We start from the raw sequence: 14,761 nt of genomic DNA, 5'->3' as shown, positions 1-14,761 counted from the left end.
ATATGGCTGCACATGACGGATGACAAGACCCGTTCCATCGACGCCGCCGCGCTCAAAGGGCTGGCGCATCCCTCCCGGCTGCGCCTGCTGGAGCTGCTGGAGCAACACGGCGAGGCGACCGCGACCCAGCTCGCCGCCCTGACCGGGGAGAACACCGGCGCGACGAGTTACCACCTGCGGCAGCTCGAAAAGTACGGCTTCATCGAGGACGTCCCGGGACGCGGCCGGGGCAAGGAACGCTGGTGGCGCGCGGGCAGCTTCTCCATGGACGGCGACCGCTTCCGGCGCGACCCCGACACGGCCCAGGCCGCCGAGATGGTGCTCGCCCAGGTGGTCCGCCAGCGCGAGGCCGATCTCACCCGCTGGCTGGAGGAGTCGCGGACCACCCCCCGGCCGTGGACCGAGGCCTCCGTCGCCTCCAGCGGGAGGATGCGCCTCACCCTGCAGGAGCTGGCCGACCTCGTCGGCGAGGTCTCCGCCGTCCTGGACGCCTACCGGAGGCGGGCCCGGGATCGTCCCGCCGACACCCCGGACACCGCCTATGTCGCCGTCAACTTCGACGCCTTCCCCTTCGGCGTCAGCGAGCCGGACGCCGGCGAGGCGGACCGCCCGGAGTGAGCTCCCGGCCTCCCGGGGCCGGGTCCGTCCTTCGACCCTCGCACCTCGCCCGGGGCGATCCACCCGGGACGCCCGGGACCGGGAAGGCTCCGGCCTCCGGGTGGACGGGGCCCCCGTCGGCGGCCGGGGGCGAGAGAAGGCGAACGGCGCGCCTCCCCCGGGAGACGCGCCGAAGGCGACGGGCCGGCCGAGGGGGCACACCGCTCAGCGGGCCGCGCACCGGAGGACGCCGGTCAGGGGGCGACGCGGCCGTTGGCCACGAACGCGGCGTGCGTGAGGGGCATCAGGGACGCCCAGGCGGCCTCCATCTTCTCGGCCACCATCTCGATCTCCCGCTGCGGGAACGAGGGCACCCTGGCCTGCTCGCTCTTGGTGCGCAGCGACAGGAAGTGCATCAGGGACCGGGCGTTGCAGGTGGCGTACATCGAGGAGAACAGGCCCACCGGCAGCACGGCCCGCGCCACCTCGCGGGCGACACCGGCCTCCAGCATCTCCTGGTAGGCGGCGTAGGACTGCCGGTAGGAGGCCTCCATCGCCTCGGTCACCAGCTTGTGCTGCTCGTCGGTCCCCTCGACGAACACGTACTTGCCCGGACGGCCCTCCTGAACGAGCCGGCGATCCCTGCCCGGAACGTAGAAATCGGGCAAAAGCTCCCTATATCTCCCACTTTCCTCGTTGTAGGACCATCCCACCCTGTGGCGGTGGAACTCGCGGAAGACGAAGATGGGCGCCCGGACGAAGAAGGTCATGGAGTTGTGCTCGAACGGGCTCCCGTGCCGGTCGCGCATCAGGTAGTTGATCAGCCCCCTGGACCGCTCCGGGTCCTTGCTGATCTCCTCCAGGGACTGCTCCCCCGCGGTCGACACCCGCGCGGCCCAGAGCACGTCGGTGTCCGAGGCGCTGTGCTTGACCAACTCGACGGTGACGTCGTCGAGGAAACGCGGCTGACTGTCGTCCATGGGCGGTAGACCTTCCGGTGGCGGTTGGCGGGCACAGGCAAGCCTAGCGCCGCCTCCCCAGGAGCCCCCGCCGCCCGCGCTGGGCGCCCCCGGTGTCCGGCCCGGGGGTCTCCGGCCCGGGGGTCTCCGGCTTAGGGGTCTCCGGCTCGGGGGGCGCGGGGAGCGGATCGCTGAGCTGCTCGCGCAGGTAGTTCCACACCACGGCGATCAGGGCGGTGACCGGTACGGCCAGCAGGCTGCCCACGATGCCCGCCAGGCTGCCGCCCAGCGTCACCGCCAGCAGGATCACCGCCGCGTGCAGGCCCAGGCCACGGCTCTGCACCATGGGCTGGAAGACGTTCCCCTCGAGCTGCTGCACGGCGACGATGATGGCGAGCACGATCAGCGCGTCCGTCAGGCCGTTGGACACCAGCGCGATGAGGACCGCGACGAAACCGGCGAACAGGGCTCCGACGATGGGGACGAAAGCCGCGACGAAGGTCAGGACGGCCAGGGGAAGGACCAGCGGCACGCCCACGATCCACAGGCCGATACCGATGAAGACGGCGTCGAGCAGGCCGACGAACGCCTGGGAGAGGACGAACGAGCCGAGGGTGTCCCAGCCGCGCGTCGCCACGGCCGGCACGTCCGTGGCGAGACGGCCGGGGAGCTGGCGGGTCAGCCACGGCAGGAAGCGCGGGCCGTCCTTGAGGAAGAAGAACATCAGGAAGAGCGCAAGAACGGTGGTGACCAGGCCGTTCAGCACGGTGCCCACTCCGCTGAGAGTGGCGGTGACGATGCTGCCGACGCTGGACTGGACGCGGGTGACCGCGGTGTTGAACACGTCGCTGACCTGGCTGTCGCCGAAGTTCAGCGGTGGCCCGGAGGCCCAGTCGCGCAGGCGCTGGATGCCGTCGCCCACGCCGGTGACCAGCTCGCCGGACTGGGAGGCCACCGGGACGACGATGAGCACCACGGTGCCTGCGGCGACCAGGAGGAAGAGCAGGGTCACGACCGAGGCGGCCAGGGTGGGGTGCCAGCCGCGCCGGCGCAGGAAGCGGGTCACGGGCCAGGTCAGGGTGGTCAGGAGCAGCGCGATGACGAGCGGCCAGACGATGGACCACATCTGGCCCAGGATCCACAGGGCCACCGCGGTCATCAGCACGACGAGCAGCGTCTCCAGGGAGATGCGTGCCGACGTGCGCAGCGCGGTGCGGGTCTTCTCGGCGTTCAGCGGGGCGGCCACGAGAACACCCTAGACATATCCGGCCGGGCCCGCGTCGGCGGGGGAACCCGGCGCGGACCCGGGCCGACGCGGGTGAGGCGCCGTCACGCGGCACAAGCCGGATCCCCGGCCTTCACGACTCCGTCGCCCGATCCGGCGTGACCTCCGGGGAATCGGGCGACGGAGTCCTTCAGCGTGAACTACGCGGGGGTGCGGCAGAGCCGGAGGACATTGGCGATGATCTTCGCTCCGGCGCCGCCCTCGGCGGTGAGGATCGACTCGGGGTGGAACTGCACGGCGAAGCGCCGCCGCTCGGGGTCCTCGATCGCCATCACCGCGCCGTCGGGGGTGAAGGCGGTGGCGGTGAAGCCCACCAGGCCGGACCGCTTGGCGTGCAGCGAATGGTAGCGGGCGGCGACGAACTCCTCGGGCAGGCCGTCGAGGAGGGCGCTCTCGCCGGTCCTGCTGACCTGGCCGCGCTTGCCGTGCTCGGGGTCGGCCAGCAGTTCCAGCGTGCCGCCGGCCTGCTCGACCATGCCCTGCAGGCCGAGGCAGACGCCGAACACCGGCAGGTCGCGCTCGTAGAGGGCGTCGATGAGCGACGACAGGCCGAAGTCGACGGGCCAGCCGGGGCCGGGCGAGAGCACCACGAGGGACGGGCCGATCTCGTCGATCATGGCGACGGGGAAACCGTGGCGCAGCGTGACGACCTCGGCGCCCTGCTGCCGGAAGTAGTCGGCGAGGGTGTTGACGAAGGAATCCTCGTGGTCCACGAGCAGCACCTTCATGCCCTCTCCCGTCCTGGGGGCCCGCGGGGCCGGCGCCTGCTCGTGCTCCTCGCCGACCGCGGTCAGGGCTTCGAGCAGCGCGCTGGCCTTGAGCTCGGTCTCGCGCTCCTCGGCCTCGGGGTCGGAGTCGAACAGCAGGGTGGCGCCCGCCCGGACGGTGGCGACGCCGCCGCGGATCTGCGCGGTGCGCAGGGTCAGGCCGGTGTTCATCGAGCCGTCGAAGCCGATGTAGCCGACGGCTCCGCCGTACCAGCGCCGGGTGGTCGCCTCGTGGTCCTCGATGAACTGCATCGCCCAGGTCTTGGGGGCGCCGGTGACGGTGACGGCCCACATGTGGGTGAGGAAGGCGTCCAGGGCGTCGAACCCCGGGCGCAGGCGGCCCTCGATGTGGTCGACGGTGTGGATCACGCGGGAGTACATCTCGATCTGGCGCCGGCCGATGACCTGGACGCTGCCCGGCACGCAGACGCGGGACTTGTCGTTGCGGTCGACGTCGGTGCACATGGTCAGCTCCGACTCCTCCTTGACGCTGCTCAGGAGGGTGCGGATGGCCTCGGCGTCCTCGATGGGGTCGCCGCCGCGGGCGATGGTGCCGGAGATGGGGCACGTCTCGACGCGGTCGCCGCTGACGCGGACGTACATCTCCGGGGAGGCGCCGACCAGGTGCTCGCCGTCGCCGAGGTTGAACAGGAACTCGTACGGCGCCGGGTTGCGCCTGCGCAGGGTGCGGTAGAAGCCGGCCGGGTCGGTGCACACGCCGTGGAAGACCTGGCCGGGGACGACCTCGAACAGGTCGCCGCGGACGAACTTCTCCTTGGCGGCGGCGACGACCTCGGCGTAGGCGCCCCTGACGGGGGCGGCGGGGACCTCGGAGGGGGCGGGGGGCAGCGGGACGCTCTCCCCCTCGCGGGGCAGGCCGCGGGTGGAGACGCCGTCCACGGTGAACTCGTAGAGGTACTCCCTGCTGGTCTCCCGCTTGCGGTCGACCACCATGATCCGGTCGGGCAGGTGCAGCACGAGGTCGCGCTGGTCGTCGGCCCGGGTGAGGACCTGCCGGATCGGCTCGAACTGGAAGGCCAGGTCGTAGCCGAAGGAGCCGTACAGGCCCAGGTGCTCGTCGTCGCCCTGGAAGGCGGCGATGATCTCGCGGATCGCGGTGAAGACGGTGGGGCGGCGGCTGCGCATCTCCTCGGGGAGGATGTCCTCGGACTCGGCGACGTGGACCTCGACGTGGTCGGCGGTCGGCTCACCGGTGGGCTTGCCGGCGGCGAGCATGCACGAGGCGACCGCGGGGAGCACGACCCGGCCGCGGCCGTTCAGGGCGCGGGCGGAGATCCTGCGCCCGCGGGCGACGATCTCCAGGCAGGGGTCCGCGTAGGCCAGGTGCCACCGGCTGTAGCGGCCGGGATACTCCATGCCCGAGGAGAGCACGCCGCCGCGGCGCTCGCCGAGGGCGGTGACGACGTCCTCCAGCATGGTCTCCGGCACGTCGGACGTCGTGACCTCGACGCCGATGCCACCGGCAGTGGTATATCCGCTGGTCTCCACTTGCAGCCTCGTCCCTTTTGGTCGCTCGATGCCCGGAAGGAGGCGGAAACAGAAAAGGCCGCCTTCCCGGGCGGCCGTCTGTCCACTTCGCGAATGCGAAACACGCGCCGCCTAGCAGCGGCGCCACCACTGGAGGGTGTCGAGGTCTCGCATGCCGAAAGAATACCGGCGGGAACCGTGATCATGCAACGTGCCGCGGGCCGGGCCCGGTCCGTGCGACGGGCGGGCCGTACGGCGGGCGCGCGGGGCGTGACGGGGCCGGGCCCGCGGGGCGGGGCCGGACGGCGGGCGCGGGCCGGACGGTGAGGCCGGACGGCGGGCGGGTTAGGGTCGGCGGGTGCGTGCGGCCAGGCTGATGTCGTTGCTGTTGCTGCTCCAGGCGCGCGGCGGGATGACCGCCGCGGAGCTCGCCCGCGAGCTGGAGGTCTCCGAGCGGACCGTCCACCGTGACGTGCTCGCCCTGGCCGAGGCCGGGGTGCCGGTCTACGCCGACCGCGGCCGGGGCGGCGGCTACCGCCTGCTGGAGGGCTACCGCACCCGCCTGACGGGTCTGGACCGGGCCGAGGCGGAGGCCCTGTTCCTGTCCGGGGTGCCGCGGGCGCTGCGGGACATGGGGCTCGGCGAGGTGGCGGCCTCGGCGCGGCTGAAGGCGGCGGCCGCGCTGTCGCCCGGCGCGCGCGACGCCCCCGCGAGCGCCTCGCAGCGCTTCCACCTGGACGCCCCCGGCTGGTTCGCCGGGAACAGCCCACCGCCGGAGGCGCTGGCCCCGCTGGCCAGGGCGGTGTGGGGCGATCACCCCGTCACCGGCCTCTACCGGGGCGAGCACCGGACGCTGGAGCCGTACGGGCTGGTGCTCAAGGCCGGGGTCTGGTATCTGGCGACGCGGTCGGTGATCTACCGGGTGGACCGCTTCTCGGGGGTCGAGGCGCACACCGACCGGCGTTTCGAGCGCGACCGCGGCTTCGACCTGGCGGCGTTCTGGGAGGAGCGCGCCGCGGAGTTCGCCCGCTCGCTGCTGCGGACGCGGGTCACCGTACGGCTCAGCGCCCTCGGTCACCGGCGGCTGCAGATCTTCGCCGACCCGGCGGCCCTGGACGAGGCGCTGGCGTCGGCCACCGGACCCGACGGGCAGGGGTGGGTCACGGTGTCGCTGCCCGTCGAGTCGGTGGAGGTCGCCTACGGCCAGCTCCTGCGGTTCGGGCCCGAGGCCGAGGTCCTCGATCCGCCGGAGCTGCGCGCGCTCCTGGCCGGGGCCGCCGCGCGGATGAACGCCCTGTACGGCGGGCCCGGGGACGCGACCGTACCGGGCTGAGGGCGGGCGATGCGGGCCCGGGGACGCGACCGTACCGGGCCGAGGACGGGGGGTGCGGGCCCGGAGGCGCCGGGGGGCCGCGTGCCGCCCGGCACGCGGCCCCGCCCCCGTCCCCCCGGATCAGCGGTAGCCGGTGACGTCGGCGGGCTTGCCCTTGCTCTGCACCTCCTCGATGTAGCGCCAGGCATCGGGCACGCTGCCGTCGACGTCGGTGACCCCGTACTCCTGGGCGAGCTGGAAGCTGGAGACGGTCCGCCCCGACCAGCGGGCGCGGTCGTCGGCGGCGGCCAGCGCGGCGACGGCCCGGCCCGCGAAGGCCGGCGACTCGGTGATCGCGAAGTGCGGGTCCCGGGCGGTGGCGTCGAGCCAGTTGTCCTCGGTGACGCCGTAGTGCTCCAGCATCGCCTCCGAGCGGATCCAGCCGGGCGTCAGCGTGACGGCGGAGCAGCCGTGCGGGCGCAGTTCGTGGTCCATGGAGAACGCCAGGCGGTTGAGTGAGGTCTTGGCCAGGTCGTAGAAGACGGAGAGGCGGTAGTTGACGGCGTTGTACTCGGCGGTGCCGTCGGTCACCTCGACGAGCAGGCCACCGGGGTTCCTGATCATGAGTGGCAGGAGGTGGTGGCTGGTGATGAGGTGGGTGTCGATCGCCAGGCGCATCAGGCGCAGCCCGTCGTCCAGCGGGTGCTCCCACACCGGCACGTCCCACTTGGCGAACATGTCGCCGCCCCAGATGTCGTTGACGAGGATGTCGAGGCGGCCGTGCTCGCGGTCGATCCGCTCGGCCAGCGCGCGCACCTGGTCGCTCTCCAGGTGGTCGACGCGCTGGGCGACGCCCCGGCCACCGGCGCGGGTCACCAGCTCGGCGGTCTCCTCGATGGTCTCGGGGCGGCCCATCTCGGATCGTTCCCCGCGGGTGGTCCGGCCGGTGCAGTAGACCGTGGCGCCCGCCTCGCCGAGCGCCACCGCGATGGCCCGTCCCGTCCCCCTCGTCGCCCCGGCGACCAGGGCGACCTTCTCCTTCAGCGTGTTGTGCATGGGGACGATGCTGCCGCCGAAAGAGGACACCTGATGTCATGTTTTCCCGGCGGTCTTCACCGTGTCACACCAGATAGCGGAACCACAGGTACGGCGTGGCGACCAGGATGGTGGCGAAGGTGACGACGAGGCCGTACTTGGTGAACTGCCAGAAGCTGATCGGCGTCCGGTTGCGCGCGGCGATGCCCAGGACGACCACGTTGGCCGCCGCGCCGACCGCGGTGGCGTTGCCGCCCAGGTCGGCGCCGAGGGCCAGCGCCCACCACAGCACCTCCGCCGGGCCGTTGCCGCCGTTGGCGTTCACCAGCTCGGCGACGATCGGGCTCATGGTCGCCACGTAGGGGATGTTGTCCACGATCGCCGAGATGACCGCGGAGATCCACAGCAGGCCGATGGCGGCCACCCCCAGGCGGCCCTGGGTGGCCTCGACGGCGGCCTGGGAGACCTGCTTGATGACGCCGGTCTCGACCAGCGCGCCGACCATGACGAAGAGCCCGGCGAAGAAAACCAGGGTGGGCCACTCGACCTCGCGGATCGCCTCCTCGGTGGTGACCCTGGTGACCGCCACCAGGACACCGGCGCCGAGGATCGCCACCACCGACGGCTCGTAGTGCAGCACGGGGTGCAGGACGAAGGCGGCCAGTACCAGGGCGAGCACCGTGAGGCTCTGCCACAGCAGGCGGCGGTCGGCGATGGCCTCGCGCTCGTTCAGCTGCATGATCTCGGCGGCGCGCTCGGGGTCGTAGACGAACGCCTTGCGGAACAGCAGGCGGCACAGGCCGATGAACACGACCATCAGCACCACCACCAGCGGCGCCAGGTGGACGAGGAAGTCGTTGAAGGTCAGCCCGGCGCGGCTGGCGATGATGATGTTGGGCGGGTCGCCGACCAGGGTGGCGGTGCCGCCGATGTTGGAAGCCATGGCCTCGGCGATGAGGAACGGCGCGACCGGCAGCGCGAGCCGCTCGCACACCAGGAACGTCACCGGGGCGATCAGCAGGACCGTGGTGACGTTGTCCAGCAGCGCCGACGCGACCGCCGTGATCACCAGGAGCAGCACCATGAGCCGGAAGGGGCGGCCCCTGGCCCGTTTGGCGGCCCAGATCGCCAGATACTCGAAGACGCCCGTCTGTTTGAGCACCCCGACGATGATCATCATGCCGAGCAGCAGGAAGATGACGTTCCAGTCGACGCCGGAGTGCTCGGAGAAGAACGCGGCCCGGCCGTCGGTGGCGTGGATGATCAGCATGATGCCGGCCCCGCCGAGCGCCGCCGCGACGCGGTTGACCTTCTCGCTGGCGATCAGCGTGTACGCACCGAGGAAGATCGCGACCGCCAGCCACGCGGTGACCGTCACGACGAGAGCACCCGGCCCAGCAGCCTGGTCAGCAGGACGGCTCCCAGCAGGCGCCCGTCGTCCATGACCGCGACCAGCGGGCTGGAGGTGCGGGCCATGAGCGCGGCCACCTCCAGCACGGTCGCGTCGGGGTCGGTCACCGGCAGTTCCCGGGGGTCGTCCGGCATGCAGTCGCGGACGGTGCGCTCGGCCAGCGACCGCAGGAACACGTCGGCGTGCGCCTCGTCCACCACCCGGGCCAGCGCGGGATCGTCCAGGCAGTAGCGCGGTACGGCCAGTCGCAGCACCGCGGTGGCGGGCAGCACGCCGACGGGTGAGCCGCCGTCGTCGACGACGATCAGCGCGAGCAGGTGCCGGTCGGCCACGATCCGGGCGGCGTCGGCCGCCGGGGCGTCGAGGGGGATGGTGGGGAACTCGCTGACGAGGTCACGGGCGCGCATCGGATGCACCGGCACTTTCGGGGTCGACGACAGAACTGCCGACCAGACTTCCCGGCTCACCCCGCCGATCAACCTATCAAGCCGCGGCGGGGATCAGTGCTCCGGCGGGCCGGGGACCACGATCATCGGGCAGGCGGCGTGGTGGATCAGTGAGTGGCTCACCGAGCCGAGCAGCAGGCCGCCCAGCTCACCGCGTCCTCGCGACCCCACGACCAGCAGGTCGGCCCGCGCGGACAGGTCCCTGAGCACCTCGACCGGGTGGCCCTGCTCCACCTGTTCGGCGACCTTGACGTCCGGGTGGCTCTCACCCCGGCCGGCCAGGGCCTCGGCCAGGACCCGCCGCTCGTCTTCGGCCGTCTCGCGCGGCGGAAACGGGGCGACGGACCGCCGCCAGGCGTGGACGGCCCGCAGCGGGGCGCCACGCAGGGCCGCCTCGGCGAAGGCGAGGTCGACGGCCGCCGCGCCGCCCGGGGATCCGTCGACGCCCACGACCACCTCGCCGCGTGAGTGGGCGGGCAGGTCGCGCACGACGGCCACCGGGCAGGAGGCGCGGCCGGTCACGCCGAGCGCGATCGAGCCGAGTAGCATCCCCCGGAACCCGCCCAGCCCGTGGCTGCCCACCACCAGCAGCTCCGCCTCCCGGGCGGCCTCCAGCAGCACGTTCCGGGGCTCGCCGGGCAGCAGCTCCGTCTCCGTCTCGACGCCGCCGCCCTCCTCCTCCACCCGGGCCAGCGCGCCGGTCAGTGTGGCGGCGGCCCCGTCGCGCATCCACCGGCCCACCTCGGCGTACGGGGCGCCCTCGGTCATCCGCAGCGGCCAGGCCGGCATGACGTGCACGACGCGCAGCGCGGTCCGGCGCAGGCGGGCCTCCCGGACCGCCCAGCTCACGGCGCCCAGGCCGGCGTGCGAGCCGTCGACTCCCACCAGGATCACGGTGTCCTCCCCCTGCTCTCGCGGGCCGGTGGCCCGGTCGTACGGTGCTCCCGTGCGCCGGCAGGCGCTTCCGGGCGCTCCCCCGAATGATCACCGGTCAGTGCGGCGGGCGTTCCTCCAGCACTTCGGAGACCGGCCGCCGGGTGGCGGCGTTCTCGTCGAAGGTGAACCCGAGACGCATGATCATCTGCGGGTACTCGCCGGACAGCAGCTCCTGCCGGATGAACTCCCGCAGGTGGTGCGCCTCCAGCGCCTGGGTGTGGAAGGCGGCGCTGAGGCCGTACGCCGAGGCGTGCAGCAGCACGCGCTGCAGGGCCTCACCGGCGGTGATCCAGTCCTCGCGGGAGTCGCCGCGCGTGGTCAGCACGGCCACCGTGCCGGTGGAGGTGCCGTAGAACTGGTCGCTGTCGTTGCCCCAGGGATGGCCGTGGGCGTAGTCGCGCTGGGCGAAGTGCGGGCGGGTCCGCCGGGGCTCCCGGGGGTAGCCGCCCGCCGGGACGCCGTCGCCCCGCATGCTGCCCGGGGGCCGGGCCCAGCGGACCACCTCCAGGGAGAACAGCCGGTCCTGCGACTGCACGTCCTGTGCGGCGGAGGTGAGGGCGGCGAGCACCCGGACGGCGGCCTCGGCGTGGATCGGCGTGAGCCGCGCGCCCTCGGCGGCGGCCTGGGCGGCCAGCGTCTCCTCCAGGCGCTCGGGGACGGGCAGCTCGGTGAACCCGGCGCGGTGGGTGCGGCGGCGTTCGATCTCGGCGTGCAGCAGGGCGGTGTGCTCGTCGGGGACGACCGTCCCGCCGACCCGTACGGTCGCCACCAGGGCGGGGCGGTCGGGGTCGGGCAGGATCCGCACGAGGGGTTCGTGGCCGAGGCGGCGCAGCGTGAGCCGTACGTTCGTCAGGGCCGCGCCGCAGCTGATCAGCAGCTCGCGGCCGGCGGCGTCGCCGATCCGCAGTTTGCGGTCGCCGTCGGCGCGCAGGGCGATCTCGTCGCCCTCGACGGTGAAGGACCACGGCTGGGTGTTGTGCACCGACGGCGCCCAGACCGCGGCCTGGACCGCCGCCCTCGTCGCCGAGATGATCTCCTCGATCGGGTGAGCGCTCATGACCGTCCTCCGCCGGGCGTCCGCGCGGAGGCGGCCCGCGCGCCCGGGACATCCTTGGTCGTCATCATCGCCTCCTCCTGTCGATCGTCCCCGGACGGCGGCCCGGCGGTCAGCGGCGAAAGTCCCCGATGGCAGGGACCATGGCCCCGGTACGGTTCCGCCCTCCGCCCGGAGGCCACGCCGGGGATCCGGCCGCCGTCCGGGCCGCGACGGGGTCACGCCGGGGAGCGAACGCCGAGGGCGAGGGAGAAGTAGGCCTCCTCCTCCTGGTCGAAGTGGAGCAGCAGCACCGCGTGCAGGCCGTACAGGCAGGAGCGCAGGTCGTCGAGCTGCTCCGGGCGGAGCCCGGCGTCCCCGGCGAGGTCGAGGTGGCGGCCCAGCCGGCGGACGAGCCGTTCGATCTCCGCGTGCGCCCTGCTCATCGTCATGGTCACCTCGGGGCCGCCGAGAACCTGGCCCATCGCCGGGTACAGCGCGCGTTCCTCGGCCCGCTCGTGCGGGAGGAGCCGTTCGGTGAGGAAGCGGTGGACCTCCCGCAGGCGTTCCAGGTCTTCGGGGCCGGGGCGTTCGCCCAGTTCGTCGGCGGTCCGGCGGATCAGTTCCAGCGGCGGCCGCAGCGAGGAGTGGTCCAGCTCGAAGCGGCGCAGCAGGGACTCGGTGGCGGCGTCCACCTCCGGGCGGGTGCCGCGCGCCGGGCGCAGCGCCCGCAGCGCGTTGACGATCACCGCGATGTCGATGGCCTCCTGCAGCAGCGCGCCGGCCGCGGGCGGCAGCAGCCCGGCCGCGGCGGCGGCCATGGCGAGCAGCGACATCGCCATCCCGGCGGCGGCACTCTGCACGGCGATGCGCCGGGAGCGGCGGGCGACGTCCATGGCGTCGGCCAGGCGGTCCAGCCGGTCGGCGGTGAGCACCACGTCGGCGGCCTGGGTGGAGGCGGCCGAGCCCCGGGCGCCCATGGCGACCCCGACGTCGGCGGCGGCCAGGGCGGGGGCGTCGTTGACGCCGTCGCCGACCATCACGGTCACCGCCCGGCCGGTCTCCCGCCGTACCGCCGCGACCTTGTCCGCGGGCGTCTGCCCGGCCAGCACGCGGTCCACGCCGAGGACCACGCCGACGCTCTCGGCGACCTCGGGGCGGTCCCCGGTGAGCATGACCACCCGGTCGATCCCGGCCTCGCGCATCCGGCGCAGGGTCCGTGCCGCGTCGGACCGCACGGTGTCGCGGAGCAGGATCACCCCGGCCGGTTCGCCGTCGGCGGTCACCCAGACGGTCATGGCGCCGTCCAGGGCGGCCCGCGCCCGCTGGACGCGTTCCCACTCCGGATGGGTGGGGGCGGTGGCCTTGCCGACCTCGATGCGGCGGCCCTCCACCAGCCCCTCGGTGCCGGTGCCCGGCCGCTCGACCACGCCGGACGGCTGCGGCGGGGAGACGCCGCGCTCCCGGGCGGTGCGGACGATCGCCTCGGCGAGCACGTGGGACGACATCCGGTCCACCGCGGCGGCCCAGCGCAGCACGTCGCCGGGGTCGGCGCCGGGCGCGGCCACGACGCCGGAGACGTCCGGCCGGCCCGAGGTCAGCGTGCCGGTCTTGTCCAGCACCAGTGTGCGGGCCTGCCCGAGCCGCTCCAGCGCCCCGCCGCCCTTGACGACCACGCCGTGGCGGGCGGTGCGGGACAGGCCGGAGGCGATCGCGGCGGGCGCGGCCAGCAGCAGCGGGCAGGGGGTGGCGACGACCAGCACGGCGACGGCGCGGACCGGGTCGCGGGACAGCCACCAGGCCGCCCCGGCCACGAGCAGCGTGAGGGGCAGGAACCAGGCGGCGAAGCGGTCGGCGAGCCGTACGACGGGGGCGCTCTCCGCCTCGGTCTCCCTGGCCAGCCGCACGACGCCGGCGTAGGCGCTGTCGGCCGCGGTGCGGGTGGCTCGCAGGTCGAACGCGGCGCCGGCGTTGACGGCGCCGCTGCGCACCGGCCGGCCCTCGGGGTACTCCACCGGCAGCGACTCGCCGGTCAGCGCCGACTCGTCCAGCAGCGCCGAGCCGGCGGCGACCACGCCGTCGGCGGGGACGGTCTCGCCGGGGGGGACCATCAGCAGGTCGCCGGGGCGGACCGCGTCCACCGGGACGAGACGGGGCTCGCCGCCCTCGTAGCGCCGGGCCGAGCGGGGGGCGCGCTCGTACAGCGCGGTGAGGTCGCGCCGGGCGCGGCGCAGCGCGTGCTCCTCCAGGGCCCGGCCGGTGGCGAGCATCACGCCGATCAGCGCTCCGGCGAGGTACTCCCGTACGGCGAGCGCGCCGCCCAGGGCGAGGACGGCGATCGCGTCCACGCCCACCCGGCCGCCGCGCAGCGCCGAGACCACCCACCACGCCGCGGGCACGAGGGCCACGGCGGTGACGGCCGCCCACACGACGCCGGCCGCGGCGGGCGCGCCGGCCAGGTACAGCGCGCCACCGCACACCAGCCCGGCCACGGTGACGGCGAGCAGGACGGCGGTGGCCCGGTGCGCGACACGGCCGGGGTTCATGCCCGTACGACCGCCACCGGGCAGCGGGCGTGGTGCAGTACCCCCCGGCTGACCGAGCCCAGGATCGCCGAGCCGATCGTGCCCATGCCCCGCGAGCCGACGACGACCAGGTCGGCCTCGGCCGACGCCTCGACGAGGGCGTCGACGGGGTGGGCGCTGGAGACGTCCTCGATCACCGGCACGTCGGGGAGCTTCTCCCGCCAGGCGGTGAGCTTCTCGCGCACCATGCGGTCCTGGTAGCGGCGGACCTCGTCCATGTCGTAGGTGACGTCCGGCGCGAAGGCGTGCACCGGGAGCTGCCAGGCGTGGACCGCGCGCAGCGGGCAGCCGCGCACCCTGGCCTGCTCGAAGGCGTAGGCGAGGGCGGGGTCGGACTGCGGGGAGTCGTCGACGCCGACGACGACCTCGCGGCGGTGCTCCTCCCCTCCGGGGCGGACGACGACCACCGGGCAGCGGACGTGCCCGGCCACGTAGGTGCTCACCGAGCCGAGCAGGGCGCTGGCGAAGCCGCCCAGGCCGCGGCTGCCGAGCACGATCTCGGCGGCGTCGCCGGCCTGCTCGCACAGGCTCCTCGTCCGGGACCCCTCGATGAGCTCGGTGGTCACCTCCAGCGTCGGCTGGTGGGCGCGCGCCCGGCTCTCGGCCTCCTCCAGGACCCGGCGCCCGCTCACGACGAGCGCGCCCGGCCACTCGGGGGCGGCGAACCGGGGGACGTCGTACGGCCCGCGCTCCACGACGTGCACGAGGCGCAGCGGCAGCCGCCGCCGGAAGGCGTCGTCGGCGGCCCACCGTACCGCCCTGTCGGCGTCGGGTGAGCCGTCCACCGCGGCGACGACGGGCGCGGGGCCGCCGGCCGCTCCGGGGACCGGCCGGCCGGTGTCGTTCGGGAACATGGTCTCCTCCTCAGGTCCTGCGCGTCTTCGGGTCCTCGGGTCCTCGGGTCCTC

Annotated in this window: 12 protein-coding genes; 2 read left to right on the top strand and 10 right to left on the bottom strand. The window is 74.0% G+C overall.

Annotated elements, in window-relative coordinates; genetic code table 11:
- The first annotated feature begins 12 nt into the window (after positions 1-12).
- Entirely contained in the window at positions 13-618 is a 606-nt protein-coding gene (locus ACFYSC_RS27950; protein ID WP_389967642.1) for a helix-turn-helix domain-containing protein, read from the top strand.
- A 233-nt stretch (positions 619-851) separates the two neighbouring features.
- On the opposite strand, the gene thyX is transcribed toward ACFYSC_RS27950, so the two are convergent.
- The 3 genes from thyX to ACFYSC_RS27935 all read right to left on the bottom strand — a co-directional run bounded on the left by thyX (position 852) and on the right by ACFYSC_RS27935 (position 5,117).
- Positions 852-1,577 (bottom strand): FAD-dependent thymidylate synthase, encoded by a 726-nt coding sequence (gene thyX / locus ACFYSC_RS27945; protein ID WP_389967640.1) that lies wholly within the window; start codon positions 1,575-1,577, stop codon positions 852-854.
- A gap of 43 nt (positions 1,578-1,620) precedes the next feature.
- Complete coding sequence (locus ACFYSC_RS27940) at positions 1,621-2,802, bottom strand: AI-2E family transporter (RefSeq protein ID WP_389967638.1); 1,182 nt, start codon at positions 2,800-2,802, stop codon at positions 1,621-1,623.
- A 179-nt stretch (positions 2,803-2,981) separates the two neighbouring features.
- Entirely contained in the window at positions 2,982-5,117 is a 2,136-nt protein-coding gene (locus tag ACFYSC_RS27935) for an anthranilate synthase component I (RefSeq protein WP_389967636.1), read from the bottom strand.
- 337 nt (positions 5,118-5,454) lie between these two features.
- Between ACFYSC_RS27935 and ACFYSC_RS27930 the strand changes: the two genes are divergently transcribed.
- Positions 5,455-6,429, top strand: coding sequence for a helix-turn-helix transcriptional regulator (locus ACFYSC_RS27930; protein ID WP_389967634.1), 975 nt, complete (start codon positions 5,455-5,457; stop codon positions 6,427-6,429).
- Between the two features lie 120 nt (positions 6,430-6,549).
- On the opposite strand, the gene ACFYSC_RS27925 is transcribed toward ACFYSC_RS27930, so the two are convergent.
- From ACFYSC_RS27925 to ACFYSC_RS27895, 7 genes are all read right to left on the bottom strand, one after another.
- The gene (locus ACFYSC_RS27925; protein WP_389967632.1) at positions 6,550-7,464 is read right to left on the bottom strand and encodes an SDR family oxidoreductase; all 915 of its coding nucleotides are present in this window, start codon (positions 7,462-7,464) and stop codon (positions 6,550-6,552) included.
- A gap of 64 nt (positions 7,465-7,528) precedes the next feature.
- Positions 7,529-8,821, bottom strand: a complete 1,293-nt coding sequence (locus ACFYSC_RS27920) for an ArsB/NhaD family transporter (protein WP_389967630.1) — start codon at positions 8,819-8,821, stop codon at positions 7,529-7,531.
- Positions 8,818-9,261 carry a CBS domain-containing protein gene (locus tag ACFYSC_RS27915; protein ID WP_389967628.1) on the bottom strand — a complete coding sequence of 148 codons (444 nt, stop codon included), beginning with the start codon at positions 9,259-9,261 and terminating at the stop codon, positions 8,818-8,820. The genes ACFYSC_RS27920 and ACFYSC_RS27915 overlap by 4 nt, the downstream gene beginning before the upstream one ends.
- A gap of 93 nt (positions 9,262-9,354) precedes the next feature.
- Entirely contained in the window at positions 9,355-10,194 is an 840-nt protein-coding gene (locus ACFYSC_RS27910; RefSeq protein WP_389967626.1) for a universal stress protein, read from the bottom strand.
- Between the two features lie 97 nt (positions 10,195-10,291).
- A complete protein-coding gene (locus ACFYSC_RS27905) occupies positions 10,292-11,293 on the bottom strand; it encodes an Acg family FMN-binding oxidoreductase (RefSeq protein WP_389967624.1) in 1,002 nt (333 codons plus the stop codon).
- Positions 11,294-11,508: 215 nt separating this feature from the next.
- Complete coding sequence (locus tag ACFYSC_RS27900) at positions 11,509-13,815, bottom strand: heavy metal translocating P-type ATPase (RefSeq protein ID WP_389967622.1); 2,307 nt, start codon at positions 13,813-13,815, stop codon at positions 11,509-11,511.
- Positions 13,812-14,708: a universal stress protein gene (locus ACFYSC_RS27895; RefSeq protein ID WP_389967620.1), complete on the bottom strand. Its 897-nt coding sequence runs from the start codon at positions 14,706-14,708 to the stop codon at positions 13,812-13,814. The genes ACFYSC_RS27900 and ACFYSC_RS27895 overlap by 4 nt, the downstream gene beginning before the upstream one ends.
- Positions 14,709-14,761: the final 53 nt, after the last annotated feature.

Source organism: Streptosporangium sp. NPDC004379, assembly GCF_042873875.1.
Taxonomy (GTDB): domain Bacteria; phylum Actinomycetota; class Actinomycetes; order Streptosporangiales; family Streptosporangiaceae; genus Streptosporangium.
Note: the sequence above shows the minus strand (reverse complement) of the source record. Positions and strands in the feature narration are given on the sequence as shown.

Coding starts and splice junctions, on each gene's coding strand:
- ACFYSC_RS27950 (WP_389967642.1), top strand. CDS start 13: ATGACGGATGACAAGACCCGTTCCATCGACGCCGCCGCGCTCAAAGGG.
- thyX (WP_389967640.1), bottom strand. CDS start 1,577: ATGGACGACAGTCAGCCGCGTTTCCTCGACGACGTCACCGTCGAGTTG.
- ACFYSC_RS27925 (WP_389967632.1), bottom strand. CDS start 7,464: ATGCACAACACGCTGAAGGAGAAGGTCGCCCTGGTCGCCGGGGCGACG.
- ACFYSC_RS27915 (WP_389967628.1), bottom strand. CDS start 9,261: ATGCGCGCCCGTGACCTCGTCAGCGAGTTCCCCACCATCCCCCTCGAC.
- ACFYSC_RS27905 (WP_389967624.1), bottom strand. CDS start 11,293: ATGAGCGCTCACCCGATCGAGGAGATCATCTCGGCGACGAGGGCGGCG.
- ACFYSC_RS27900 (WP_389967622.1), bottom strand. CDS start 13,815: ATGAACCCCGGCCGTGTCGCGCACCGGGCCACCGCCGTCCTGCTCGCC.
- ACFYSC_RS27895 (WP_389967620.1), bottom strand. CDS start 14,708: ATGTTCCCGAACGACACCGGCCGGCCGGTCCCCGGAGCGGCCGGCGGC.